Here is a 24,696-nt window from a genome sequence, read left to right as displayed (position 1 = left end):
GATAATGTTTTTATTCTATAATCCATTCTAAAAACTACCATAAAAATCATTATAAATTATTCAAAAAAGTTTCAAAAAATATTAAGAAAAAGGATTAGAAAAAAGGTTAGTAAAAATAGATTCTTCCCTTTACAATGCAGATCATTATTGAAGTCAAAAGTATTAAACAAGGGGCTGTAAACTAAAACAATTGTTATTCCAAAGGAGAATCTAATGGCGGTAACGTTAGCGGAAAAAATTTATATGAATGGCACGATTTTCACATCGGATGCGGAAAATACCATTGCCGAAGCGATTGCTTTTGCAGGTGGAAAAGTGCTGGAAGTGGGTTCTAATGAAGCGATTTTAAAGCTTCAACATGCAGAAAGTGACGTGATTGATCTTGAGGGCAAGATGTTAATGCCGGGAATTGTGGATTCTCATCTCCATCCTTTTTGGGGCGGATTACAACTTTCTGGCTGTAACCTTGATTATGCGAGCTTAACAGTTCCGGACACTTTGAAATTTGTGCAGAACTATCTCGATCAGGATACGAAACATGGCGAGAATGATTGGCTTCAAGTGCGTGCTTTTTTGCGTCAGGAAGTGTTACCGCTCGGCACTGATATTACGCGCCGTGATTTAGATACGCTTAATACCAAGCGCCCTGTGATTCTCTTCTCTAACGATTGCCATACATTAGTGGCCAATAGCCGAGCGTTAGAGCTTTTCGGCATTGATGAAAATACACTTGTTCCGCCGGATGGTACGATTCGCCGTTATCCAGATGGCACTTTGAACGGCATTATGGAAGATGCGCCGGCAATGCGTGCGTTTGATAGCATTCCGGTATTAGATGCGAAAAGTGCCGTGGTTGTTGCCGAAGATGTGCAGAAGCTTCTGAATAGCCAAGGCGTGACAACCGTGATGGATGCTCGTGCGCTTCCTTTGCAGTTTGATGCATTTACCACGTTAAAAGAGGAAGATCGCTTAACGATTCGTCTTTTAGGTGCCCGTGAAATTACACCGGATAATGCACCAACGGTTGCGGACGTTCCGCCGGCAGTTGAAAAAATGATGGAATTCGCGCAGAAATATAGCGATGCTTCTTGGCAGACAAAACCCGGCATTTTTATTCAACATGCGAAGTTTTTCGTCGATGGCGTGATGCAATCGCCGATTAATACGGCATCGTTATTACAGCCATATCGCAAAAATATCGGCACGAAAGACGCGCCGAATTGGCAACCTTCCGATAATTACGGTTATCTCTACTATCCCAATGAGCTTTTAACGGCGCTGATTTCAGAAGTGAGTGCAAAAGGCTTTCATCCGCATATGCACACCGTTGCAGATGGTGCGATTGAAGTAACGCTCAATGCTATTGAAACAATGCGTGAAAAACTCCCCGGCAAAGATATTCGCCCAAGCCTTGCGCATAATGAATTAACAGCGCCGCATCAATACAAGCGCTTTAAGGATTTAGGCGCCATTCCTTGCCTTTCGTTCCAATGGGCGGGATATAGCAGAGAGTTTGCCGACGAGTTACTCAATATTGTTGGAAAAGAGCGTTTTGATCATTTAGAGCCTGCCGGAAAATTCTATGATGCCGGCATTCGTGTAGCATTTGGAAGCGATTGGCCGATTGATCCTCTGAACGAATGGTATGATTTCAAAGTGGCTCTCACGCGCATCGGCGATGTCGGTTATCCTCGTTTAAATACCGATCGTAACGTGACTTTAACGGAAGTGCTTCGCTCGGCAACCATTGATGCGGCGTACATGATCGCAGCTGATGAATATGTTGGTTCTTTGGAAGCTGGGAAATTTGCGGATTACATCATTTTAGATCGAGATCTTTTCAAAGGCGCGCCGGAAGATATTGAAAATGTGAATATCAAAAAAACCTTTATCGGCGGGAAAGAGGTTTATTCTCAGGATTAGAATTGCTTGGTTAAAGCTGATTTATAAAAGCCCACAAATCTGATGAAGAATTGTGGGCTTTTTTATATTGAATCTTATTGGAAGCACTGTTTTTGCATCTTATTCGGAACCTGATTCGGTTCGGTAAAGAGATGCCATTTTTGGGAATCAATATTCGCAAACAAGGTTTTGAAACGCTCATTATCCATCGTTTCATCGGTCACATTACGAATAAAGATACATTGAATCTGCGAAGGGTAATCTTTCATAATTTCGGCATAAATCTCCGGATCTTTCTCTCCCGAATCGCCGATGAGCACAAAGGTTCTATTAGGATAAACCATTAAGAGTTTTTCAATATTTTGTCGTTTATGCTTCTCAGAAGCTTTTCCCATCGGAACCACAGAACGCCAAGTGGTGGATTCTCGTAGATGAATACTGCCTTTCGGGAATTGTTCTTGATCCATAAATTCCTGAAGTGCCGGATAGAGTTGAATCGGGCTTGAAGAGAGATAATGGAAAGAAATCCTATTGTTTTTCGCAATTCGCTGATACCAATGTCGCATCGAATCTACTGCCACAAAGGGTTCTATAAATGTCTGCTTCAGGAGGTTTTTGGTATCGAGTACATCGGAATCTTTGATCGTGTCATCAATATCGGAAATAATTGAAATACCGCTCTTTGCCGAGAAATAGGCTTTGCCGGTAATGAGATTTTTTTCAGCAGCTTCTTGTTCGATATTATCTTTCCCATCTTCTTGAGCATTTCGTGGATCAATCATCTGAAAGGAAATGACACTATTATTCTGTAAACGGTTAGAATCTTTCGGATTCTCCATTTCTACTTCAATCGTCGTACTTGTGCGCCCTGTTCTCGCGGTTTTCGGTAATGCATAATCCTTGCCGGCAAGTGTGATCTGAAGTTCTTTCCCTCGTTCTGAATCCACTCGAAATAATTGCGTCATTTCATATAATCGATCATATTCCGCCGGCGTAAGATCTGTTTTTGTCACATCGAGATATTTCATCAATGCCGTTGTCATTCCTCTGCCACGTTCTTTCTCATATACCCAAGCATCAATCTCTACGGCGATTTCACGCGCATTCACTTCATAAGCAACGTTTGGAATAAATAGCACATTCTCATCGGGTTTAAGCGTGGATGAACAACCGACGGTTGCCATTAAACCGAAAGTAATCAGAAGAATTTTTTTCATAAAGCCTCAGAAAATAGAGAAAACAAATAGAAAAACCATGAGAGATAAAGGATTTTTATCGGATTTTGAAAAACGTAATACGAAAATCTCGCTCGTGCTTTAATAAAACTCAAAATAAAGCTCACTATACTTTTCAAAAATATCTCAAAACAACAAAATTGAGAAAAGAGATTATATAATGTTACCGGCTTTTGAAGCTATCATAAGTCATTAAAATAAAACAGAGTTCAAGAAAATAAGGCGATATCTTAAACGAAGCATTAAATTAAAAAATATAAAAACAATACAAAAATCACTCAAAAATAAATACTAAATTAAAACTTGAAGAAAATTCTGAAGAAAAAATTAATTTTTAATACACGTTATTAATGTAAATTTCCATTATTTTCTTAAATGATAATGAATATCAATTGATCATATATTAACCAATAACCCTTTTACAACCCTTGTAATGGCGCATTTTACGGCTTATTTAAAAATCAAAAGAGCCAATAATGTAAAGCTATATCCCAAATATGAGCAATGATCTAAGATAGCATTTTGAAATTGATAGGAACTATTTTAGTTACTGATAATATAAAACCGCGCACGAATAATGCGAACAATAATGAGTGAAGTTTAAGAAACTTCCTTTTAGGAGATGATAATAATGACCAATCCGGCAATGAACCGTGTTTTAACTACCCCGATTTTGATTGTATTTGGCCTTGCCTATATGGTTCCGCTGGGAATCTTTACCACTTACGGTCAAGTGACTGTTCTGAGCCAAGGTCATTTACCGATTACTTATATTGTCACGCTAGTCATGATCTTCTTTACGGCGCTGAGTTATTGCCGAATGTCGACATTTCTGCCCCTTTCAGGATCGGCATATTCTTACACACAAAGAACCTTTGGTTCTATTACCGGATTTTCCATTGGCTGGGTACAAATTTTAGATTATCTCTTTTTGCCCATCGTCAATTACGTGGTTTTAGGGTTATATCTACACGAAGCTTTTCCGGCAATTCCGGCTTGGGGCTTTATTTTAGGTGCGTTAGTTTCCGTAACAGCGCTGAACTATATTGGTGTGAAATTAGTGACGCCGATTAATCTCTTTTTAATTGCGCTTCAAGTGATTTTTATCGGATTATTTCTCTTCTTAAGTTTTAAAGGTGCAGATTTAAGCCCAGAAAACCTGCTCGAACCACTGAATCCAAGTAAAAATGAGATGGCAGGACTATTCTCCGGCGCTGCGGTTCTCTGCTTAGCGTTCTTAGGCTTTGATGCCATTGCAACGATGGCGGAAGAAACGAAGAATGCTTCTAAGACATTGCCAAGAGCCATTATGTTGACCGTAATTATTGCCGGCACGATCTTCTTACTCGTATCCTTTGCGGCAAACGTGGCATATCCCGAATGGCAAGATTTCTTCGAAATTAGCAAACAAGATACGGCAAGTTTAGATGTGATGAATCGAGTGGGCGAAAATAGCGGATTTGGCGGAAAACTATTGGGCGATCTCTTCCTTGCAACCTATCTGACCGGCGTTTATGCATCGGCAATGACATCGCAAACGAGCGTTTCTCGAATTCTCTTTGCAATGGGACGTGAAGGCGTTTTACCACGTAAGATTTTCTATACGCTTCATCCGAAATTTCACACGCCGCATTTAGCGCTTATTTGCGTCGCCTCCTTTTCGCTCATTGCACTCTTCATTCCGCTCAACTTAGTGGTTTCGATGATTAGCTTCGGTGCGCTTGTGGCGTTTACGGCAGTGAACGCTTGTGTGATTAAAAGCCATCTATTCACGCAAACAAGAGAAAACTTCCATTTTACCGGCATTATCTCTTACGGCATTTTGCCACTGATTGGCATGTGTTTAACAACGTGGCTCTGGATTAATCTCGATATTCATGCAATGACCATTGGTTTAATCTGGTTTGGAATTGGGATTTTGTATCTGCTCTACATTACAAAGTTCTTCAAACAACCCGTGCCGGAAATTGGGCATGATGAGATTGATGAGATCATCAGAGCACGAGAAGAAGAAAAAGAACTCTAATCGATTCATCAGAACCTTTCATTCTTCATGAACAAAAAGCACGTTTTATCAATCGTACTTATCGATCATACGATACAAAACGTGCTTTTTTATGCTTAAAAAATGATGATGATTTTAAAGTTTTTGAAAATTTCGACTACTCTGTGTCGGTATCTTTAGGCGCTTTAATAGAATTAAAAATTGCCGGCAGCTTAATGCCATCAATACTTCCCACTTTAAAATAATCAAATGCCAGTACGGCGACAATAATAAAAATCACAATCACGATGAGCTTCATCACAAGCCCAATAAAGAACAAGAAAATCTTACCAACGCCTCTAAAGATAAATCGTATCGAGCTAAATAGCAGTAATAATCCAACTATAACAATAACGATTTCCACGAATTTCAGTCCTGTAATGTATTAATAATAAGAAAGTGATTGCAATAAACCGTCGTTATTCTATCAAGAAATAGGGATAGAAAATAATCTATTGAAAAGAATCTCATTAAATAAACCATTTCGGCTTCAATTTTATATCTATCAATCTAAATATATCCAGAATCACTCGCATTATTAGAAAATAATAAGCATCAATTCAAAGAGATATTTATCGATTCTTTCTTATCATAAATGTAAATGATTATGAACCCTTTCCGGAAAAGTATGAACGTAGTACAATCATAAGACAATATTAATATCTCTTAAAAGCACTTATAAAGCCTTATTTCAAAGAATTTATAAGGAAATTTCCGGAGAGAAAATAGATACGCTGTTTATAACAAAAATTGACAAGATTGATTTTTAACTATTTGAAATAATATGAAATTTAATGCAATAACATTTGAATTCCATATGACGCTTTATATTTAATTTGATATATATTCGAGGATAACCGTGAGCAGAATTATTACTATTACATTGTCAAAAGAAGATAACCCAAACATTAGTTATCAACTCAATGATCTTTTTATTCGTTTAATTAATGACAAATTTGATTTAGAGAGTTTTGCGCAAAACAAAAATCTTCAAGCATCCGATTTCCAAACCATTTTAGAAAACTTATTAGCGATCAATGCCGATAGCGCAACGGCTCTTCACGCAATGATTGAAGTTGCGCAGCTGTTAGTGGCAATCATCATCTACCTTAAAAATGGGTATAGCGCTGCGGTGGCTGTTGCCTATAAAGAAGAGCAATAATCGTTATTCACAAAATTCAATACATTTAAAAAGAGCGATCTAGCTATGGTTTTTATAGTAGATCGCTCTTTTCATTCGTTTTCAATCTCCGGCTTTATCCGGCATTTGTATTCGTTTTATTATTTTCTTTTAGAGAAAACCATCATGAAAATTTTAAGAATCTCATTGATCTTTGCCGGCGTTACGGTTTTATCCGCATGTACCGTTCATAGTAATTTACCAAACCGAATGATTATTGATGCTGATGGCATTACCATCGATTCCAGTAAAAACACTCATAACAATGGTCACAAAAAACAAAACCAATCAAACCAATATTTCTGCCCGCCGGGACAAGCGAAGAAAGGGAATTGTTAATTTTCACGCATTAAATATTGAAATTGGGATTGAATTAGCATTAAAACCGGTAGAACGGCGAAATTGTGTCATCTTTTGCAAGATCAATGGTATCGACAAAGGCTTGTAATACAGGGCTCACTTCTTCATTGCCGCGATAGATGAATGTGGTGGTAATTTCGCTAAATTCTGGTGGTAATTCATGGCAATGGATTAAGCCTGTTTTCTCATAATGGGCAACTGCTGAATATGGAACAAAGGCGATTCCTAAGCCGGAAATCACGCTTCCTAAAGTAGTTTCTAATGTTCCAAGCTCCATATTTTTTGTTAATTCGAAATCGACCGATTTCAACCATTCATGGAATTTCGCACGATAACCACAACCATCGCTGAAAGATAATAATGGTCTTTCTAAAAGCGTCATAATATCGTCGGCATGATGATCGGCAATAAGTACGAGTTTTTCCTCAAACACATCCACTTCTTTGAGTTCTGGATGACTGGTTAAACGGCTTTTTGTAACAAATGCACCATCGAGCTGATAATTCAAAACCTTATCTCGAAGCTCGGTTGTAACGCCGGTGGCTAAGCGTAAATCTACCGCAGAATAGTTTTTATTGAATTTAGAGAGAATGAGCGGAAGCTTAATCACGGTTTCAACCGAAGCAATTTCGAGTTTCCCAACAGGTTGACCGCCGGAACGAGCCACTTGTATCATTTTGTCGGAAAGCTCAATAATCTTATACGCAATATCAATCAGCACTTTGCCTTCCGGCGTTAATTGCATGCCCTGTTTACTTCTAAAAAAGAGCGATACATGAAGATCTTCTTCTAGCTTTTGGATTCGTGAACTGACATTTGACTGCACATAATTCAATTCTTTTGCCGCATGGCTAATAGAACCCAGCTCGGCAACTTTTACAAAAATCCGTAAATCTCGTCCATTCATCTGAATCTCCTCATTATCTCTTTATGATTAATTTTAAAATTAGTGCTCAATAATATTTAATCACTATTGAATAGATGATTCATCTTCATCTTCATCTACTTTTATGAAAATCTTACGAAAGCCATTATAACTATCACTAAAAATGATCGCAACTAATATTATTAATCGTTTTACAAGATAGATAAACAGGATTAAAGTATAGCAACGTCACAGAAAAGGCATGTTTAGAGAAGTTTCACACTAAAAAATTTCTTCTTTGCCGGTAAAAGATGACCCAATTTCTAAGCTTTTAAATTTAACCTGATTTTTATATGGAGTGATATTATGGCTAGCCGTCAAAATGTTCTATATGGCGCCTTACTGCTGATGATTGCAAGTGCATCTTGGGGCGCGATGTTCCCTGTTGCGGCTGAAATCTTTAAAGTGATCAGCCCATATTATTTCACCCTACTTCGCTATTTGCCGGTTGCGATTTTACTGGCGATTATTCTCTATTTCAAAGAAGGCGCATCGGCATTTAAAACCGAAGGTCATACATTTATGATCTGGTTTTTTGGCTCGATGGGTTTTACTGTTTATAACCTGCTTATTTTCGTGGGACAAGATCAGCTCGGCGATCCCGGCGTTCTCATTGCTTCAATCATGGAAGCATCTGTACCGATTATTTCCGCAATGGTGATGTGGGCATATTACCGTGCAAGACCCAGTAATTTCACATTAGGCACAATTTTAGTCGCATTTGTTGGCGTACTCTTTGTGGTAACAAATGGCGATTTCTCTACCATTTTTGGTGGTGGACGATTATTCCCGCTCTTCTTACTCTTCTTAGCAGCTTTAGGCTGGGCGCTTTATACAATTGGCGGTTCTCGCTTACCGAAATGGTCCGTGCTTCGTTACTCAACACTTTCTATTATTTACGGCATGATGACAACAGTGATCGTCGTAATTGCCGGCACATTAATGGGGAAAATTGCAGTGCCGACGATTCCTGAAATCGTTTCCGTGAAATACCATTTATTATTCATGATTCTATTGCCGGGATTATTCGCGCTGATTGGTTGGAATAAAGGCGTTCAAATCTTAACTCCGATCAATGCCGTATTATTTATTAACTTGGCGCCTGTCACCACCATCATCATCCGTATGGTTCAAGGTCATACGATTCAGCCTTTTGAAATTGCCGGCGTTGCCATTGTGTGTAGCATGATTATTGCCAATAACCTCTATAATCGCTTTCTCCAAAAAAAGCTCTCTGCACAAAATTTGAATAAGGATATAAACAAGAATTTAACAGAAAGTTCAGAAAAAGAGATCATTACAGAAACCATTAACCAACAAGAAGCGATAAAGTCTAAAAAAATCGTTCAAAAAAATGAACAAATCAATGAAGAATCACTTTTAGATAATAATCTCAATTTAGGTTCTGCAAGATAACTTTAGTTTTCATAACAAATTGGCAAAAGGTTGCGGTTTATACGCCGAATGCTTACATTAAAGGTCTACTTTTCGTAGACCTTTTTTCATTATCTTTTTATCCTGTTTGAATGCTATTTTAAGCTTCTTACACACAAATTTTGAAAGGCAAGTTATGGATCATCCATCAGCAGAGCGTATCCCGATTCTTTATAAACGTTATGGCAAAGTATGGCAAAAATTTCGAGAGCAATCGGAATTTATAGAAGTAACTTGGCTTCAAAGTTTTATGAAACTTATAAAACCAGAAGGTTCTATCTTAGATCTTGGTTGTGGTGCCGGCAAACCGATTGCGGAATATCTGTTGCATCAAGGATTTTCTGTTACCGGCGTGGATAGCTCGAAACCTCTGATTAAACTCGCAAAAAAAGCATTCCTAAAATCTACATGGGCAAAATCAACGTGGGAACTAGCAGATATGCGCACCTTTCAAACTGATGAGATCTTTGATGCAGTCATTGCTTGGGATAGTTTTTTTCATCTCACACGAGATGATCAGCGAAAGATGTTTGCCAAATTTGCAGAATTCATGCATAAAGATGCGCCGCTGCTCTTTACAACCGGTCATTGTAACGGCGAAGCGATTGGAGACTTTAATGGTTATGAGCTCTATCATTCAAGCCTTGATCCTGAAGAATATCGAGAACTTCTCATTGAACACGGCTTTGGTTTAATTAATTATCGCTTAGAAGATGAATCATGCGGTGGGCGCTCTATTTGGCTTGCAAAGAAACGTTAAAACATTGCCGGCGACTGTTTGCATTTGTACAAATAGCCTAGTGCCGGCAAGTCGAATTTCTTGTGGTTTTAGCGTTTGAAGCGATCATAATCCTAATTTATCGTTAATAAATTACAAATTATAATTACGATTCTTCAGATTCTTCGAAAACAGGATGCAAGCTAATCACTTTCGCTTCAATAGCAGAAAAGACATTACGTAATTGATCTTCATTGTCCCCCATGGTTTTTCCAAAGTAATGCAAAATTGATTCGGCAGTATCAATATTACCGATCGCTTGCCCTAATAGATAGGCATACTCCCAGCTCAATCGTTCTTCTTCACTTCCTTGTTCTAATTCCGCAATCATATTAATGACGGCATGAAGATCATCAGCAAAAATCATGCTGTATAAGTCAAAAATCCCGACATCATTGCGGGAAGCTTCTACGCGAGTTTCAATGATTGTTTTTGCCACTTCGTAATTCATAATTTATCCTATTTCGTAACCGTGCTAAATATTGATATTAATCTTATTTTATTTCTTATTTGATTTCTATGTGTTTTCTGTATGATTTCAGAAAAGTTACATGATTGTCACTCATTTCTAAACTCGCTATGACATCATGATTCATGAGATTATTCAAATAGCGCCATGATCGCAAAATAGATTGCGTATATTCCAATTCCACAAAAAATCAGCCCGCAAAGTAATGTGAAAATCTTTTCAAATCGTCCTTTAATGAAACGCTTTGTAAACATGCCATAAGAGAATAGCAACGTATAATCTAATACCGTCCAAATAAGCGTTAAAATCAGTAAACTGTAAGGAATAGAAAAGCCCATCTGCAAAATAAAAGGTGGGAAAAAAGCGAGAAAAAATATCACATCTTTTGGATTAGAAATCCCAATCGCAAAAGCTTGTGAGATTAAAGAAATGGGCGCTTTTATTTCAAAAGAGTGTGAAGACTTTGAGACATCCTTTATGTCATCTTGCGCGTCGCAAGCTCGCTTCATCAGAAGCTCCTTTACTTGCATGATTCCGTAATAAAGGAGAAATAAGCCACCGAGTAACGTTAAGCTATCCAAAAATAGAGGATTAATAAAGTCCGCGCCGGCAATCAGGAATCCTGCTGTTCCAATGAGGATTAATGATGCGAGATTCGATCCTATAATGGCAAAAATCGTGCCTTTCGTTCCATACTTTAACGTTGCATTCACCACAAAAAGATTCACAGGCCCCGGCAAGATCAAAAAAGTAGTAACCGAAATAATATAGGCGAAAAAAACTGAAGCTAACGACATGAAAAGACCTTTAAAATATAGCTGATTGCAGTATGGTAATATTTAATTCATTAAAGCGAATCCTAACATACCGCATATTTCCTATTTTTTCTAAGCTCTTTTATGCTGTTTAAAGCCTCAGTTTATTGATCTCAGCTATTTGAAAATTAATCGTTACAATATCTTATTGATAACGTTTGATAAAGGATCCTTCTAGATTATAAATCAAAGTCAATTCAGATGAAGTAATGGAGGGATATTCTCAAATTTCACAATCTTTTCAATATTTTTAGCGACATTGAAAATTGTTTTTTCATCGAATGCATTCCCTATAATTTGTAATCCAACCGGTAAACCATCGACTAGACCGATTGGCATACTCAATGCTGGCAATCCTGTTAAATTACTAGGTCCTGTCATTCGAATTGTATGATTTAACACATCCTCTTCTTTTCCATTAATCATGACAAGATCGCTTCCAATATCATTCGGTAATGACGGCAGTGTCGGCGCGAGTAAGACATCAACCTCTTCAAAAATTTTGGTAAATTCTGCTTTCAGCTCATGTCTGAGTTGTTGTGCTTGTAAGTACTCTACTGAATCAAACAACAATCCCAACTCGAATAACATGCGAATATCTTCGCCATAATGATTAGGATCTTTCTTTAATTGCTCATAATGGATAGTACTTGCTTCTGATAAGCTTGTTGCAAGCTCTACATATTCAGAATAACGAAGTGCGGGAATTTTAACTTTTTGGATAATGGCACCTTCAGATTCTAACTTTACTAACAATTCTCTAATGAGCTTTTCAATAGGCGCATCAATATCTTTAAAGAAATAATCCTCCTCTATACCAATGACTCTTCCTTTTAATGGCATATCAATGCCATCAAGATAATCGATCTTTTCAATTTTTTTTGAAACAGGATCTCGTGCATCAAATCCTGCAATTGCCTGTAACAGAATCGCTGCATCTTCTACATTTTTAGTCATAGGACCAATATGATCTAAAGACCAAGCAAGTGGAAAACAACCATATTTAGGAACAAGCCCATGAGTCGGTTTTAAACCCACAATGCCACAAGCTGATGACGGAATTCGAATTGAGCCGGCAGTATCTGTTCCAAGGCTAACGGGCGTCATTCCTGCTGAAACAGCAGCGCCTGTTCCTCCACTAGACCCTCCTGGGATTTTACTTAAGTTCCAAGGATTTTTCACAGCACCAAAGTGCGGGCTGTTATTCGTAATTCCCCACGCATATTCATGCATATTAAGCTTTCCAAGAAGCACCGCTCCGGCATTTTTTAAGTTTTCTACAACTGAAGCATCATCCTCTGAAATAAAATCCTCATGGTATTTCGATGCCATTGTGGTGACTTCATTGCCAATATAAATATTATCTTTAATCGCAATGGGAATCCCATGCAATAAACCTCGGTATTTACCCGCTTGAATCTCTTCGTCCATTTTAGCGGCTTCTTCTAATGCTTTTTCATCCCGAAAAGAGATATAGGCATTTAAAGTAGGATTTAACGCATGGGCGTGATCTAAAAAAAGTTTCGTTAATTCAACAGATGTAATTTCTTGAGACTGAATTTTATTTGCCAGTTCACTGACAGGCAAAAATAGAATCGGATTACTCATAAAATCCTCCTAATATCTCTAAAATACGTCAAAAATATTAGTCGCTGATAACTTTGCATCAAAATAAAGAATATCTGCAGATATCTGATATATTTCAGTGATGATTAATAATGTTATTGGGATTAAATTAGAATTGAAATTGGGATTGCGATAACGCTAATCGATTACTCTATGTGGTTTTTCCCTGCGGTATTTACTAAACAGATTGTCGCATCCGCTAAATTATCTGAATCTATTTGGGAACGTAACTCTTGGATTGCTTCCCAGCGTTCTTCAACTTCTTTTTCAGTGTTAGGATTAATCGTAATATGCTTTTGAGCAAGCAACTCTTTTACAGAATAACTCATAAAATCCTCCTAAAATCTATTACTTATCTTTACCATGATGGCAATATTCAGACTAAGCCACATCCGGAACTTATGCAAACAATTATTTTTTTTAGAAAGAACTTGTAAATAACAGTAAGTTAATAGGTGGATTTATCTTCTGTTCCGATTTAACCATTTTTAGCATATTTTGTTGGAAATATTTCCGTAACTACTTTCAACAGAGAAGCCCTAGAAAGCCCTTCAGGTTCTACTAGCACTCCATTCCAGCTATTCTGCAAATAGTATCCAATATCCGTATAATGCGCCTTTGAAATATAAAAGATCATGAAGGTAAATCAACAGCGCAATGGCACGTAAACGAAAAAATCAAAATCAGAAAGTTGCAGATCAGATTGCAAAAGAACTCTTTAAAAAGAAGAATCCGCTCTATTGGGGATTAGGAATTATTGTATTAGTGGCTTCCGCTTACTTTACTCAATTTGAGTTGAACAAATCAAAAAATGAATTAGAACTTGAAGGATTAACCTTTAATCAGGCAAAAACTGAACTTGTTAAAATCTATCAAAAAAATCCGGAGCAAAAGGAATTCTACTGCGATTGTGAATTCACGTTTAAAGGCAGACACGGCGAGCCTGATCTTGCGAAATGTGGTTACTCTATTCGTAAAAATGCCGAACGAGCGAATCGTATTGAATGGGAACATGTCATGCCGGCATATGCGTTTGGAAACCAACTTCAGTGCTGGCAAAAAGGTGGGAGAGATAACTGTAAAACTCAGCCAGATTACAGCGATCTATTTAATGTGATGGAAGGCGATATGCATAACTTACAGCCGGCAATTGGGGAAGTAAATGGCGATCGCTCTAACTTTCGTTTCGGGGAATTTACCAAACGTTTTAATCAATATGGACAATGCCAATTTGCGGTTGATTTTAAAGAGCGCCAAGTACAACCTAGAAATGAAATTAAAGGGGTTATTGCACGAACATATCTCTATATGACTGGCAGATATGAGCTCAATATTTCAAGCCGAGAAATGAAATTAATGAATGCGTGGAATGAAAAATATCCGCCAAATAAGTGGGAATGTGAGCGAAATGAGATGATTCGTAAAATTCAAGGCAATGATAATCAATATATTACTTCTCAATGCGATGCTTTACTGATTTAATGTAATTTCCATTAAAACAGGAAGTTTAATATTGCACTTGATCGATTACATTTAATCGATCTATATACATTCATATTGAAAGATATAGAAAAATATAAAAAAGGAGTTTTTATGCCACACTTGATTATTGAAGCATCAGAGAAGCAACTTATTCCAGAAACAAAAAAATTTTTATTAGCGCTTCATCATACCTTAGTTGATAGCGGTGTTTTTAAAGCTGAAGATATTAAAAGCCGTCTCTATATTCCTGAAGCAAGTTTAATCGGTATTACAGAACAAGTTCGCCCTTTTATCGCTGTTATTATACGCGTATTCCCGGGAAGACCTGGCGAGATTAAACAGTCACTTATTAAAGCCATTACAAAAACAGTTCAGGCAAACTCGCAAAATCCTCATAGTTTACCGCTAGAAATCAGCGTAGAGATTGTTGATATGGATACTGAAGGCTACCAAAAAACAGATGTGTAATCATCCTAACTGATGACATATAAAGAAGATATAGATATACAAAAAAGCAGTGATCATTCACTGCTTTTTTTATTGTGTTTTATGAGGTTTTACAGAATGCTTCTAAAATGTATTTCAACTTGATAGAAATTATTCTGCCGTTGCCGTAAAGCCAATATCATCAATCGCTTCAATGATCGTTTCTAATGAAATTTGATCTTCAGCAAACTCAACAATTGCCGTTTTATTCTCAATACTTGTTGTCACAGATTGAATGCCGGAAAGTTCTTTTAATGCAGACTCAATACTCGATGTGCAATGACCACAACTGATTTCTGGAATGTTCAATGTAATTGTTGGCATAATGTTCCTCGTTGAGAATAATCAATGAATCTAGAAGCATGAACAAGATACGATAAAATTTTTAAAATTCATCATATTTTTATACAAAACGCTAGAAATTTATAGCTAAGGATACGTGACGATCAATCAGATAGCAACGCCCTTTTGTATCCGATTTCCCCTAAAAAACTCTGATTAAAGCACATGACTTATGATGCAAAATCTTCCAAGTGATGCTCTAGAAATGCTGTATCGGCAAGTAGAAATCCTTGTAATAGAGCGCCTAATGCCGGATAGAAATCACTTGAACAATTGATCGTATCGCCATTTAATCGGGTATTCCATTCTGGAATCCAGCTGAGTAAGCCCTCATCAATAAAACTTTTTTGTGCTAAATATTCGCTCTGCAGAAAAGATGCGATATCTGTTTCTGTGCCGGCATCTCTTTTAATCTGCTCGCACCATTTTTGAAGAAGCGCTAGATAAATCGCTAAATGATCCGAAGGTTCTTTAAAGCTTTCCAAAATTTCTAAACCACTTTGAGAAAGCAATTCTCGCATTTTACGCTCTGCTTCCCCGTACATCATGCCATCATCCCCTAAGTAGAGAGATGCATACGGCATTGCGCTCGCTTCATCTAATAAGAAACAAGATGCAAAATCAGCCTTTAGCTCTAAACAAGGATTATCCAGCTTTTTGAAATCTTGAATCGCTTGCTTCAAGCGAGCGACCTCCTTGGTTAAGCCTAATTCCTCAAATAGAGAGAATATTGTGTTTAAAGCACCTTCCTGATAGAGCGAAACCGCCTCTTTTTCAAGCTCATGAGAAAACGTTTGTGCGAGCCATTGATAAGTTTCTATCCGAAGCGTGGAGATAAGTTCAGTTTCATTAACTAATATTTTGTTGGTATTCATGGTTATCTATCTTTATCTTTACGATCAATATTTATTCGATGAATAATATGGTTATTTCACTAATAAAGCGCTGATATTCCTTGATATTAGAATCATCAGCGCTTATTTATAAGTATCATTTAACAGAATGTATGCGTGAACGATACTGCTGAAACACTATACTTCAGAAACAGCTTTCCCGTTGATATCTACGGTGATGGGTCCTGTAAAACCGTTAGGTTCAGGCGCTTCACCGATAAATTTCTCAATCTCCACCTGACATGTATTCGCACTCGTTGCTTGAGATAACATCGAAGTTCCAACATCAATCGTCAGCGTATTGGGGTCACCGTAAGTATCAATGGAACCCACCGTTTGATCAAGCGGTGAATACCAAGCTCCTTCAAAGATTCGTACAACGCCGGGCGCAAAGTTACTATTCACATTCGCACCGGCAAGAAGTTGCCCACGATCATTAAAGACACGTACTAAATCGCCGTGTTCAATGCCACGACTTGCGGCATCTTCAGGACTGATAAAGACAGGTTCTCTGCCGGCAATGGCATACGTTTCTCGCATTTTTGTCGCTTCACATCCTTGAGAATGGAGGCGATTATCCGGATGCGCCGATTGCATCCAGAGCGGGAATTTATCTGATTTAGGTCCGCCGTGAGAACGCTCTGCTTTCTCGATCCAAATCGGATGTCCTTTACAATCAGGATAGTTATAGCTGGCAATCGTACGGCTATAGATTTCGATAAATCCTGAGGGTGTTCCCAGCGCATTCACTTCCGGATCTTCTCTAAATGCCGCATGACGAACCCACGGTTTACCATCTGGGAATAAGACACTGCCTTTCTGCCAGAACTCTCTAAAAGATGGCATATAGAAGCCTTTTGGATGATTTTCATTATAACAATCCATATAGAGCTTCTCGATCCACTGCATCTCGTTTTTGCCTTGCGTATACTCTTTTTCACGACCTAAGCGCTTACTGAATTCCGTCCAGATATCAAAATCTGTTTTGGAATAATAGAGCGGATCGATGAGCTTATGCATCGCAATAATGCCGCGATTACTATAAGTGCCGTAAATATCTAAATCGTTGCGCTCATAAGTTGTACATGCAGGCAAGACAATATCGGCAAATCGGCACGTTGCCGTCCAGTTATAATCTACAACCATCACCGTTTCAAGATTCTGATACGCACGTTTCATGCGGTTATGATCTTGCTGACGATGCCACTGATTACAGCCTGAGAAAACTGCCATTTTATACGGCGCCAGATTGATCTGATTGCCGTTATAATTCATCTTAATGCCGGGCTCAATGATGGCATCAATCACTCTGGAAACCGGAATAAAGTTCGCATAACCTTTATAATCCGTGCTCTTATATTTTGGCTCACGTCCAAAATCAAGATTGAGCGGGAAAGATCCCGGCATTGAAGCGCCGGATGAGGAAACACCCACAGAACTATAATGATGCGAATAACTGATTCCACCGCCGGGAAGCCCAATTTGTCCAAGCATTGCCGCAAGGATCGCCGACATCCAATAAGGTTGTTCCCCATGTTGCTGACGTTGCATCGACCAACCAATCATCATTTGCGTACGATTGCTCGCCATATCTCGAGCTAATTGGCGAATGGTATCCGCCGGAACGTCGGTGATTTTCTCTGCCCACTCTGGTGTTTTTTCCACCTTGTCTTCCGTTTCGCCTTTTACATACGGGATAAACTCATCAAATCCGAGCGTATATGTATCGAGGAAATCCACATCATAGAGATTCTCTTTCCAAAGTGTATGCGCCATACCAAGCATTAATGCTAAGTCGGTCATTGGATTCACATAGAGATGCTCACATTCCAAATAGTTCGCCGTCATATTTTTGACGGGATCAATACAGATTACGCGAATCTCTTTATTAGCAACCTTCTCTTTCAATTGCTCTAAATAAGCATATGCTTCATGCGTTTCCGTATTCCAGCCCACTTGGAGGTTTTTGATTAAATCATTTCCCCAAACGACGATCACTTTACTCTCATCGAGAATGATATCCCATGACGTTCCTTGAGAATAAACCTCCGTAGAACCCAAGATATATGGAAGAATCACTTGTCCTGCACCGGTGGAATAATCTCCAACGGTTCCGACGCTATTACCATGCATTGCGATTGCTCTAAGCATGTGATTTCCACAGCTATGCACTTGCCCAACGGAGCGCCAACCCACGTTACCGGTATGAAGTGCCCAAGGACCATACGTTGTTTGTACACGCTCAAGCTCGTCATAGAGAAGATCTAACGCTTCATCCCAACTCACGCGGATAAAACGATTATCGCCACGTTGAGAACGATCGCTATTTTCACGGTTTTTATACCAATCTAAACGCACCAAAGGATAGCGTACACGCGCCGGACTGTAGACAATTCCCGGCACGGAATCTAAGATTCTTGTGGGATGTTTATCATATTCAAAGGGTTCCACTTCCACTAAGCGGTTTCCCACAACTTTCGCTCTAAACGCGCCCCAATGCGCACCTGAAACGCGCCATGTGACTAATTCGCTTGGATCAACACTTGTAGGCTGTTTGGTTGTCAATAATGTTTCTGCCATGAGGCTTGGCGTGATTAATGATCCGCCTGCTAATAATGATGCTGTTTTTAAAAAACCTCGGCGAGAATGATTATGTTTCTGACTCATCACTGATCTCCTTTCCTATTGTGCAAAATCCATCGAATGAAGCTGTAAATACTTCAAAACAACTTTGGAAGTATTTTCATCCATATTGGTAAATCCAACCATACCGGCAAATAATCCCGGCCATGTATTGGTATCGTAGTGCTCAGTATCTGGCTGAACATGACAAGTACTACAACTCTTCGTATAACTTGCCTCGGCAACTGCCCAAATCGGTTCGATATCAGATGTTAATCCGCCTTTCTCAACCCATGCAGTCCCCTTCACTTTCTGCCACTCAAGCCCTGTTAATGGATCTTCTTTCACTTCAAGGACTTCAAAATCGCCATTTTGCGCAACTTCTTTCTCTAAAATCGCACTCACAGTATTAAGACTAAATTCTCCATAGAGAACGCGCCCATAACCTTTATTTTTACGCCAGAGTTCATACTCAACTTTCTCGGCATTCCCTTTTGTTTCTACCACTTTCACTTCTGTTGCCACTTCTAATGAACCAATCGGCTCTGATAGTGAATCATCTAAATAGATCGGCTGAGGAAGAACATTGTAATACTCTTCATTAACTGTAATTTTCTCTCTGTTTGCCGTGGAGAGTAATTTATCTAAATCTTCATTATGAATGGTTTGAACGGTGGGAAGTTGATGGGCAATGCCTTTGTGACATTCGATACAACTTGTATTTCGAGCAGCTGCCCCTCGCATTTCCATCTCTGCCATGATGTCCATTTTTTCAAATGCCATATGCTCATAATCATGACATGCTCGGCACTCTTTAGAACCATTCGCGCTCATTCGTGCCCATTCGTGTTGCGCAAGCTCTAAGCGATTATCGAGGAATTTCTCACGAGTACCGATTTTTCCTGTGAGATGTGACCATACTTCACGGCTTGCTTGAACCTTACGCGCAATTTTATCGGTAAAATTATGAGGAACATGGCAATCGGCACAATACGCTCTGACACCTGTTCTATTACGGTAATGCACCGTTTGTTGTAATTCTGGATAGACGTTATCGCCCATTGTATGACAGCTCGTACAGAAAGCTTCGGAGTTTGTATATTTCAGCCCCGCATCAAAACTATTCCAGAAAATAATGCCGGCAATAAAGCCGCCCGTTACTAATACTCCAAGCCCAATACGCATACTCGGTCTTAAAAACAGATTATAAAGCCCGCTTTTAATGCGTTTAAATAATTTCATCATTTAACATCCCTTTTGAAGATTCTCTCAAACCCCATGTCTATTGTATTTATTCATTATTAAACCGATATCACTTTGATTTTATTACGTTGGTGGACCCCAAAACAGTAACTGCATGATCCAAATAAATAATCCGTAAGCCCCGATCGCACAAAATGCTAATATTGGTAGAATGATGACCATCAATAGAATGAAATGTCGCCATTCTCCAGATTTAGTCGCACCATTTGCCTGATCTTCCTGATTCATCAACTGACTCTCTTTCATTGAAACTCTCCATGAAAATGTCTCTAAAAAACACATTAGAGGAAAATGTTAATGCCTAAAAATTCTATAAATGTAAAAGAAATATCAAAATAATTTTTAATTTACACCGTTATGTCAATAGACCTAAATGACTATATCAAATATGAATCATAAATTATTATTTATCCCAGCGTTAGCCTATTATTACTGATCTATATTAACTACCTTTTAATTAATTTTGCTTTATACATAAAAATATGAATACGAAAAAAATATCGATTATTGGAGCAGGATGGTTAGGTAAACCCCTTAGCCATACCTTTTATGAAAATGATTGGGATGTCATTGCAACAAACCAGATACAAAAAAAATCACATAATCTCCAAGTAGATTCTGCTAACAGCAACATTGACAGCACTCTTGAGTGGAAATGTTTCTCTAGCCCTATATTTATGAATGATGAGATGAATTCTTCAGAGCTCAAGGAGATCTTTGAACAAAGAGTCGTGATCATTACTATTCCACCGACACCTTTCTTAAAAGCTTATCCTAGTGAACAGCAAGCCATCGGTATTCAAGATTATGAGAGCTTTATAGCTAAAATCACGCTAATGGCAGAACGGTATCAAGCAAAACATCTGTACTATACAAGCTCAACCTCTGTATATGGCAACAGTAGCGGTATTATTAATGAGGAATTACCAACAATGCCGAAGACGTCAAGTGCAAAAGCAATTGTATCCGCAGAAAAGACCCTTAAAAATGGAAAAACTCCCGTCACTATTCTAAGATTAGCAGGATTAATTGGCAATGGTCGTCATCCTATCTTTAGCCTACAAGGTAGAAACAGTATCCGCTCGCCTTTCAACGCCATTAATTTACTTCATATCGATGATTTAATAAGTGCGATTCAAACGTTAGTAATGCGTCATGAACAAATTCAGCTAGATAAGATTCAAATAGACAAGTTCTTCGAGATTTATAATATCGTTACCCCAACGCATCCCAATCGGAAGAGCTATTATCAAGCTATCGCTCGATATCTTAATCTTCCTATTCCAACCTTTGAAGATCCTAAGCCTGAATTAAAACGGATAATTGATGGTGGAAAAATTACAGAACAAGGAGATTTCAGCTATAAAATTTTAGATTTAGTACATGCATCTTTAGAAAAAATTCAGAGAACCTTCTGAGAAAGAAACAGAACCAATATCTACTCTATCCCTAAAATGACTCTTGCTGAGAATTCACATAAAAAAAGTCCCGAAAAGATTATCTTCTCGGGGCTTTTTGTTTATAGATACAGATCTATTGCATTTTATTACGCATCTGGATCTTTAGGATCTGAACCAAACTCATAATCTGAACGCATTTCATAATTCTGAATGAAGTAATGATGACTTGTATATTGGTCAACAATATCATTCATAACGTTCTCTTTGGTGTAGCCCATAATATCGTAGCCTTTACTTCCATCATCTAAGTAGACTTCCGCACGGAAATATTTTTGATCTTCTTGTGCAGATTCCTCATCTAACAGAGTAAAACTTGGTTTGAGATAATGTTTTGCTTTTACGCGATAAATAAAGTCCGCATTATCCGCATGATCCACTTCCAGGAAAATATCTCCTTCGGTTTCTGTATTAATTAATACCGTTAAACCTTGCTTCTCAAGCTCCGCTTTTACATTTTCAAAAGCAGGAATTACAACAAGCTCCATAAACTTAATCACGTTGCCACGGCGTGGGTAGATATTCACGTTACGTAAACGCTTCTGCCAACCACCAGAATCTCTTGTACTTGGTTGCACATACATACTCGCTTTACTTCGGATATCCGTTTTCCCAAAGTCCATATGAAGCGCTTTAAACAATCCATAAATCGATACCAATATGACCAAGCTAAAGGGTAATGCCGTTAAGGTAGAGACCGCTTGTAAAGAGCTTAATCCTCCATTTAAAAGAAGCACTACAGCAATTACACCGGTAATAGATCCCCAGAAAATTCGTTGCCATAATGGCGTTACTTCTACTTCTGGTTTACTAGAAAGCATATCCATCACAAGTGCACCTGAGTCAGCACTTGTGACAAAAAATACCGCCACCATAATCACTGCAAATAGTGAAATCGTGCCACGAATCCATTCTGCAGGAATAATGCTTTGAATTGTTTCAGAAACTGGGAAATGGCTAATAAATGCAAAGAGTGCTTTTGAACTCCCATCCTCTCCTAATAACGTTTCTTTTAATTCAAATACATTGTCATTCGCGATTAAATCAATGGCTGAGTTACCAAATACTGTCATCCAGAAGAATGTAAATCCTGCAGGAATTAAGAGAACGCCACCTACAAAGCTACGAATGGTTCTACCACGTGAAATCTTCGCAATAAACATTCCTACAAATGGAGACCAAGCAATCCACCAACCCCAATAAGCAATTGTCCAACCACCCAGCCAGCTATCTACTTTTTCCTGTACGACCGGAGATGAGGCTGATTCGTAGCTAAACATATTAAAGGTACTTTCAAAGAATCCTGAAAAATAATACCCAATATTTTGCATCATCGCTTCAATTAAGAATAATGCCTTTCCACCAAAGAAGAATACAAACAATACTAATGCAAACGCTAGAATTAAATTCAGCTCGGATAAGATCTTAATCCCTTTATCTAATCCCATACTTACCGATAAAGTTGCACCGGCAGTCGTCACAATAATGAGAATAATTTGAGTAGAAGATGCTACAGGAATACTTGGGAAGAGTACGTTTAACCCCGTATTAATTTGCATTACACCAAACCCAAGTGTCGTTGCAACCCCGAATACTGTACCAATAACCGCAAATGTATCAATCGCATCACCCCAACGTCCATAAATGCGATTTCCAATCATGGGATATAGTGCTGATCTTACGGCTAATGGTAAATTCATTCTAAAGCTAAAATACGCAAGAATTAATCCAACAATACCGTAAATAGACCAAGCATGTAATCCCCAATGGAAGAATGTAATATTCATTGCTGTTTTAGCAGCTTCAATGGTTTCAGGCTCACCAATAGGTGGGTTGAGATAATGCAATAGCGGTTCTGCAACACCAAAGAACATGATTCCAATACCCATTCCTGTTGAGAACAGCATTGCAAACCAACTCTTATCACTGTAAGCCGCTTCTGAGTGATCCGGACCAAGTTTGATTGTACCGTAGCGACTGAGCGCAACAAATACAAAAGAGATAAAAATAACCCCAACCGCAAGCAGGTAATACCATCCTAAATTTTGGGTAATCCAACTCAACATGCTCGCAAAAAACTCTGGCGCATCAGGATGCAGCAGAGCAAGCGCAATAATTCCAAAAATAATAATGTTTGCACTGATAAATACAGGCAGATGTAATGAAGAAAAGATGCCTTTCGATTTTTCTTCCGAGGATTCTTTTTTCGGCAAATTTCCTCTAATATTTGTTGCCACCATAAATAATTTTATGTCCTTTCCCAACCCATCTAAATAGCTTAGGATAATGTTTCTAGAAACCCCATGTTTCTAGCTTTCTTGACACTTTATAAAAAGTGCATCCGGATATAATATCAAATAATCAATAACATATCATTTGTCGGTATCAAGAAACCTATAAAGATGCTCAGATAACAACCATAAAAATCGGTATATTTATCTCTATCTTATAAAATTTTTTCATCATTAAAATGGATGATTTATGAATATTTTAATATAGGAAATTCCCGTCCATTAGCCTTGACTGAAAGATTAAGTCTTATAGAATTTATCGTTTTTATACACTCTAGAAGTTGACTAAAACAACCCATATTTAACTTTTTCTAAATAATTCAATATATTATAATATTTACTCAATTGCTTGACATCATTTTTGGCTAAAAAGGATTAATTCATACTAATTTCCATTAACAAATTTCCATTAGAGTAGTGATATTAATTTATAGTAAATTTTATAGCCAATTTGATACCAAATGGTGATGAATCATTCAGGATAATATGTCAGATGACATAAGAAAAAAGCCTTCTTAAAAGAAGGCTTTCACGTTTGATATATATCTTAGATCCAAGTATGAAGTGCGACACTTTTTAACTATCTGAAACGGAAGTAAGATGTGACAATGCTCCATTATCCATCCCTTCCCGGAGTTGAATTATGTCGCATTATTCACATCTTACCCTTGAAGAAAGGTATCAAATTTCCGCACTTCTGAAAAGCAACATTTCTATTGCACAAATTTCTAGAATACTTAATCGCCACAGAAGCACTATTTATCGGGAGATTAGTAGAAATCGTGGTAAAAAAAGCTATTGGCCAAAGAAAGCTAACAATTTAGCAATTAACAGAAAAGCTAGCAATCAAGGGCGATTACGGAACTTTTTCTGGGAATATGTAAAGTATCTATTACAAAAGTACTATTCCCCTGAGCAAATTCATGGGCGTTTAAAATTACGAGGATGGCAAGATGTGGGGTCGGTAGAGTCCATTTATCTCTATGTTTACAAAGACAAAAAGAATGGTGGGAAGTTATATTCTTTTCTCAGAAACCAAAAAACATATCGAAAGCGTTCCTTACAAGGAAATGATCGTCGTGGAAAAATCCC

At 38.0% G+C, this 24,696-nt stretch carries 23 protein-coding genes; 10 read left to right on the top strand and 13 right to left on the bottom strand.

Features of this window, described 5'->3' with window-relative positions; all coding sequences use genetic code 11:
* Positions 1–213: 213 nt before the first annotated feature.
* A complete protein-coding gene (locus tag ACYSN2_RS04455; protein ID WP_461749055.1) occupies positions 214–1,923 on the top strand; it encodes an amidohydrolase in 1,710 nt (569 codons plus the stop codon).
* Between the two features lie 74 nt (positions 1,924–1,997).
* Here ACYSN2_RS04455 and ACYSN2_RS04450 read toward each other — a convergent pair whose 3' ends face one another.
* The gene (locus ACYSN2_RS04450; protein WP_461749054.1) at positions 1,998–3,119 is read right to left on the bottom strand and encodes a phosphatidate phosphatase App1 family protein; all 1,122 of its coding nucleotides are present in this window, start codon (positions 3,117–3,119) and stop codon (positions 1,998–2,000) included.
* A 646-nt stretch (positions 3,120–3,765) separates the two neighbouring features.
* Between ACYSN2_RS04450 and ACYSN2_RS04445 the strand changes: the two genes are divergently transcribed.
* Positions 3,766–5,163 (top strand): APC family permease, encoded by a 1,398-nt coding sequence (locus tag ACYSN2_RS04445; RefSeq protein ID WP_461749152.1) that lies wholly within the window; start codon positions 3,766–3,768, stop codon positions 5,161–5,163.
* A gap of 136 nt (positions 5,164–5,299) precedes the next feature.
* Here the strand turns inward: ACYSN2_RS04445 and ACYSN2_RS04440 are convergent, their stop codons facing one another.
* Complete coding sequence (locus ACYSN2_RS04440; RefSeq protein ID WP_461749053.1) at positions 5,300–5,545, bottom strand: hypothetical protein; 246 nt, start codon at positions 5,543–5,545, stop codon at positions 5,300–5,302.
* A 495-nt stretch (positions 5,546–6,040) separates the two neighbouring features.
* Here ACYSN2_RS04440 and ACYSN2_RS04435 point away from each other — a divergent pair, with 495 nt between their 5' ends.
* The gene (locus ACYSN2_RS04435; protein WP_461749052.1) at positions 6,041–6,343 is read left to right on the top strand and encodes a hypothetical protein; all 303 of its coding nucleotides are present in this window, start codon (positions 6,041–6,043) and stop codon (positions 6,341–6,343) included.
* Between the two features lie 144 nt (positions 6,344–6,487).
* Positions 6,488–6,700 carry a hypothetical protein gene (locus ACYSN2_RS04430; RefSeq protein WP_461749051.1) on the top strand — a complete coding sequence of 71 codons (213 nt, stop codon included), beginning with the start codon at positions 6,488–6,490 and terminating at the stop codon, positions 6,698–6,700.
* Positions 6,701–6,740: 40 nt separating this feature from the next.
* On the opposite strand, the gene ACYSN2_RS04425 is transcribed toward ACYSN2_RS04430, so the two are convergent.
* Positions 6,741–7,628: a LysR family transcriptional regulator gene (locus tag ACYSN2_RS04425; protein WP_461749050.1), complete on the bottom strand. Its 888-nt coding sequence runs from the start codon at positions 7,626–7,628 to the stop codon at positions 6,741–6,743.
* A 324-nt stretch (positions 7,629–7,952) separates the two neighbouring features.
* On the opposite strand from ACYSN2_RS04425, the gene ACYSN2_RS04420 reads away from it, so the two are divergent.
* Together ACYSN2_RS04420 and ACYSN2_RS04415 are read left to right on the top strand one after the other, a co-directional pair.
* Entirely contained in the window at positions 7,953–9,062 is a 1,110-nt protein-coding gene (locus tag ACYSN2_RS04420; RefSeq protein ID WP_461749049.1) for a DMT family transporter, read from the top strand.
* A gap of 154 nt (positions 9,063–9,216) precedes the next feature.
* Positions 9,217–9,840, top strand: coding sequence for a class I SAM-dependent methyltransferase (locus ACYSN2_RS04415; RefSeq protein WP_461749048.1), 624 nt, complete (start codon positions 9,217–9,219; stop codon positions 9,838–9,840).
* Positions 9,841–9,964: 124 nt separating this feature from the next.
* On the opposite strand, the gene ACYSN2_RS04410 is transcribed toward ACYSN2_RS04415, so the two are convergent.
* The 4 genes from ACYSN2_RS04410 to ACYSN2_RS04395 all read right to left on the bottom strand — a co-directional run bounded on the left by ACYSN2_RS04410 (position 9,965) and on the right by ACYSN2_RS04395 (position 13,097).
* Positions 9,965–10,309: a hypothetical protein gene (locus tag ACYSN2_RS04410; RefSeq protein ID WP_461749047.1), complete on the bottom strand. Its 345-nt coding sequence runs from the start codon at positions 10,307–10,309 to the stop codon at positions 9,965–9,967.
* 149 nt (positions 10,310–10,458) lie between these two features.
* The gene (locus ACYSN2_RS04405) at positions 10,459–11,124 is read right to left on the bottom strand and encodes a LysE family translocator (RefSeq protein WP_461749046.1); all 666 of its coding nucleotides are present in this window, start codon (positions 11,122–11,124) and stop codon (positions 10,459–10,461) included.
* A gap of 210 nt (positions 11,125–11,334) precedes the next feature.
* Positions 11,335–12,750, bottom strand: a complete 1,416-nt coding sequence (locus ACYSN2_RS04400) for an amidase (RefSeq protein WP_461749045.1) — start codon at positions 12,748–12,750, stop codon at positions 11,335–11,337.
* A 164-nt stretch (positions 12,751–12,914) separates the two neighbouring features.
* Positions 12,915–13,097, bottom strand: coding sequence for a hypothetical protein (locus tag ACYSN2_RS04395; protein ID WP_461749044.1), 183 nt, complete (start codon positions 13,095–13,097; stop codon positions 12,915–12,917).
* A gap of 328 nt (positions 13,098–13,425) precedes the next feature.
* Between ACYSN2_RS04395 and ACYSN2_RS04390 the strand changes: the two genes are divergently transcribed.
* Positions 13,426–14,250, top strand: a complete 825-nt coding sequence (locus ACYSN2_RS04390; protein ID WP_461749043.1) for an endonuclease — start codon at positions 13,426–13,428, stop codon at positions 14,248–14,250.
* 111 nt (positions 14,251–14,361) lie between these two features.
* Positions 14,362–14,718, top strand: a complete 357-nt coding sequence (locus tag ACYSN2_RS04385; protein WP_461749042.1) for a 5-carboxymethyl-2-hydroxymuconate Delta-isomerase — start codon at positions 14,362–14,364, stop codon at positions 14,716–14,718.
* Positions 14,719–14,847: 129 nt separating this feature from the next.
* Here the strand turns inward: ACYSN2_RS04385 and ACYSN2_RS04380 are convergent, their stop codons facing one another.
* The 5 genes from ACYSN2_RS04380 to ACYSN2_RS04360 form a co-directional block, all read right to left on the bottom strand.
* Positions 14,848–15,060, bottom strand: coding sequence for a heavy-metal-associated domain-containing protein (locus tag ACYSN2_RS04380; protein WP_461749041.1), 213 nt, complete (start codon positions 15,058–15,060; stop codon positions 14,848–14,850).
* A 188-nt stretch (positions 15,061–15,248) separates the two neighbouring features.
* Entirely contained in the window at positions 15,249–15,953 is a 705-nt protein-coding gene (torD, locus tag ACYSN2_RS04375; protein WP_461749040.1) for a molecular chaperone TorD, read from the bottom strand.
* A gap of 156 nt (positions 15,954–16,109) precedes the next feature.
* Positions 16,110–18,638 (bottom strand): trimethylamine-N-oxide reductase TorA, encoded by a 2,529-nt coding sequence (gene torA, locus ACYSN2_RS04370; protein ID WP_461749039.1) that lies wholly within the window; start codon positions 18,636–18,638, stop codon positions 16,110–16,112.
* Positions 18,639–18,653: 15 nt separating this feature from the next.
* The gene (torC, locus tag ACYSN2_RS04365) at positions 18,654–19,835 is read right to left on the bottom strand and encodes a pentaheme c-type cytochrome TorC (protein WP_461749151.1); all 1,182 of its coding nucleotides are present in this window, start codon (positions 19,833–19,835) and stop codon (positions 18,654–18,656) included.
* Positions 19,836–19,919: 84 nt separating this feature from the next.
* Entirely contained in the window at positions 19,920–20,102 is a 183-nt protein-coding gene (locus tag ACYSN2_RS04360) for a periplasmic nitrate reductase, NapE protein (RefSeq protein WP_461749038.1), read from the bottom strand.
* Between the two features lie 236 nt (positions 20,103–20,338).
* On the opposite strand from ACYSN2_RS04360, the gene ACYSN2_RS04355 reads away from it, so the two are divergent.
* Positions 20,339–21,274, top strand: a complete 936-nt coding sequence (locus ACYSN2_RS04355) for an NAD-dependent epimerase/dehydratase family protein (RefSeq protein WP_461749037.1) — start codon at positions 20,339–20,341, stop codon at positions 21,272–21,274.
* Positions 21,275–21,402: 128 nt separating this feature from the next.
* On the opposite strand, the gene ACYSN2_RS04350 is transcribed toward ACYSN2_RS04355, so the two are convergent.
* Complete coding sequence (locus ACYSN2_RS04350; RefSeq protein WP_461749036.1) at positions 21,403–23,553, bottom strand: BCCT family transporter; 2,151 nt, start codon at positions 23,551–23,553, stop codon at positions 21,403–21,405.
* A 694-nt stretch (positions 23,554–24,247) separates the two neighbouring features.
* Between ACYSN2_RS04350 and ACYSN2_RS04345 the strand changes: the two genes are divergently transcribed.
* Positions 24,248–24,696 (top strand): transposase (locus ACYSN2_RS04345; protein WP_461749035.1); only part of this gene is annotated, 449 nt, incomplete at its 3' end.

The sequence above is a fragment of the Ignatzschineria sp. LJL83 genome, assembly GCF_054871845.1.
This window is presented reverse-complemented; position numbering and strand designations above follow the sequence as displayed.

Excerpts from the sequence above, each read along its gene's own strand:
- torD (WP_461749040.1), bottom strand. The coding sequence starts at position 15,953 with ATGAATACCAACAAAATATTAGTTAATGAAACTGAACTTATCTCCACG.
- torC (WP_461749151.1), bottom strand. The coding sequence starts at position 19,835 with ATGAAATTATTTAAACGCATTAAAAGCGGGCTTTATAATCTGTTTTTA.
- ACYSN2_RS04380 (WP_461749041.1), bottom strand. The coding sequence starts at position 15,060 with ATGCCAACAATTACATTGAACATTCCAGAAATCAGTTGTGGTCATTGC.
- ACYSN2_RS04415 (WP_461749048.1), top strand. The coding sequence starts at position 9,217 with ATGGATCATCCATCAGCAGAGCGTATCCCGATTCTTTATAAACGTTAT.
- ACYSN2_RS04385 (WP_461749042.1), top strand. The coding sequence starts at position 14,362 with ATGCCACACTTGATTATTGAAGCATCAGAGAAGCAACTTATTCCAGAA.
- ACYSN2_RS04350 (WP_461749036.1), bottom strand. The coding sequence starts at position 23,553 with ATGGTGGCAACAAATATTAGAGGAAATTTGCCGAAAAAAGAATCCTCG.
- ACYSN2_RS04425 (WP_461749050.1), bottom strand. The coding sequence starts at position 7,628 with ATGAATGGACGAGATTTACGGATTTTTGTAAAAGTTGCCGAGCTGGGT.
- ACYSN2_RS04405 (WP_461749046.1), bottom strand. The coding sequence starts at position 11,124 with ATGTCGTTAGCTTCAGTTTTTTTCGCCTATATTATTTCGGTTACTACT.
- torA (WP_461749039.1), bottom strand. The coding sequence starts at position 18,638 with ATGAGTCAGAAACATAATCATTCTCGCCGAGGTTTTTTAAAAACAGCA.
- ACYSN2_RS04360 (WP_461749038.1), bottom strand. The coding sequence starts at position 20,102 with ATGAAAGAGAGTCAGTTGATGAATCAGGAAGATCAGGCAAATGGTGCG.
- ACYSN2_RS04455 (WP_461749055.1), top strand. The coding sequence starts at position 214 with ATGGCGGTAACGTTAGCGGAAAAAATTTATATGAATGGCACGATTTTC.
- ACYSN2_RS04420 (WP_461749049.1), top strand. The coding sequence starts at position 7,953 with ATGGCTAGCCGTCAAAATGTTCTATATGGCGCCTTACTGCTGATGATT.
- ACYSN2_RS04400 (WP_461749045.1), bottom strand. The coding sequence starts at position 12,750 with ATGAGTAATCCGATTCTATTTTTGCCTGTCAGTGAACTGGCAAATAAA.
- ACYSN2_RS04390 (WP_461749043.1), top strand. The coding sequence starts at position 13,426 with ATGGCACGTAAACGAAAAAATCAAAATCAGAAAGTTGCAGATCAGATT.
- ACYSN2_RS04430 (WP_461749051.1), top strand. The coding sequence starts at position 6,488 with ATGAAAATTTTAAGAATCTCATTGATCTTTGCCGGCGTTACGGTTTTA.
- ACYSN2_RS04395 (WP_461749044.1), bottom strand. The coding sequence starts at position 13,097 with ATGAGTTATTCTGTAAAAGAGTTGCTTGCTCAAAAGCATATTACGATT.
- ACYSN2_RS04355 (WP_461749037.1), top strand. The coding sequence starts at position 20,339 with ATGAATACGAAAAAAATATCGATTATTGGAGCAGGATGGTTAGGTAAA.
- ACYSN2_RS04410 (WP_461749047.1), bottom strand. The coding sequence starts at position 10,309 with ATGAATTACGAAGTGGCAAAAACAATCATTGAAACTCGCGTAGAAGCT.
- ACYSN2_RS04450 (WP_461749054.1), bottom strand. The coding sequence starts at position 3,119 with ATGAAAAAAATTCTTCTGATTACTTTCGGTTTAATGGCAACCGTCGGT.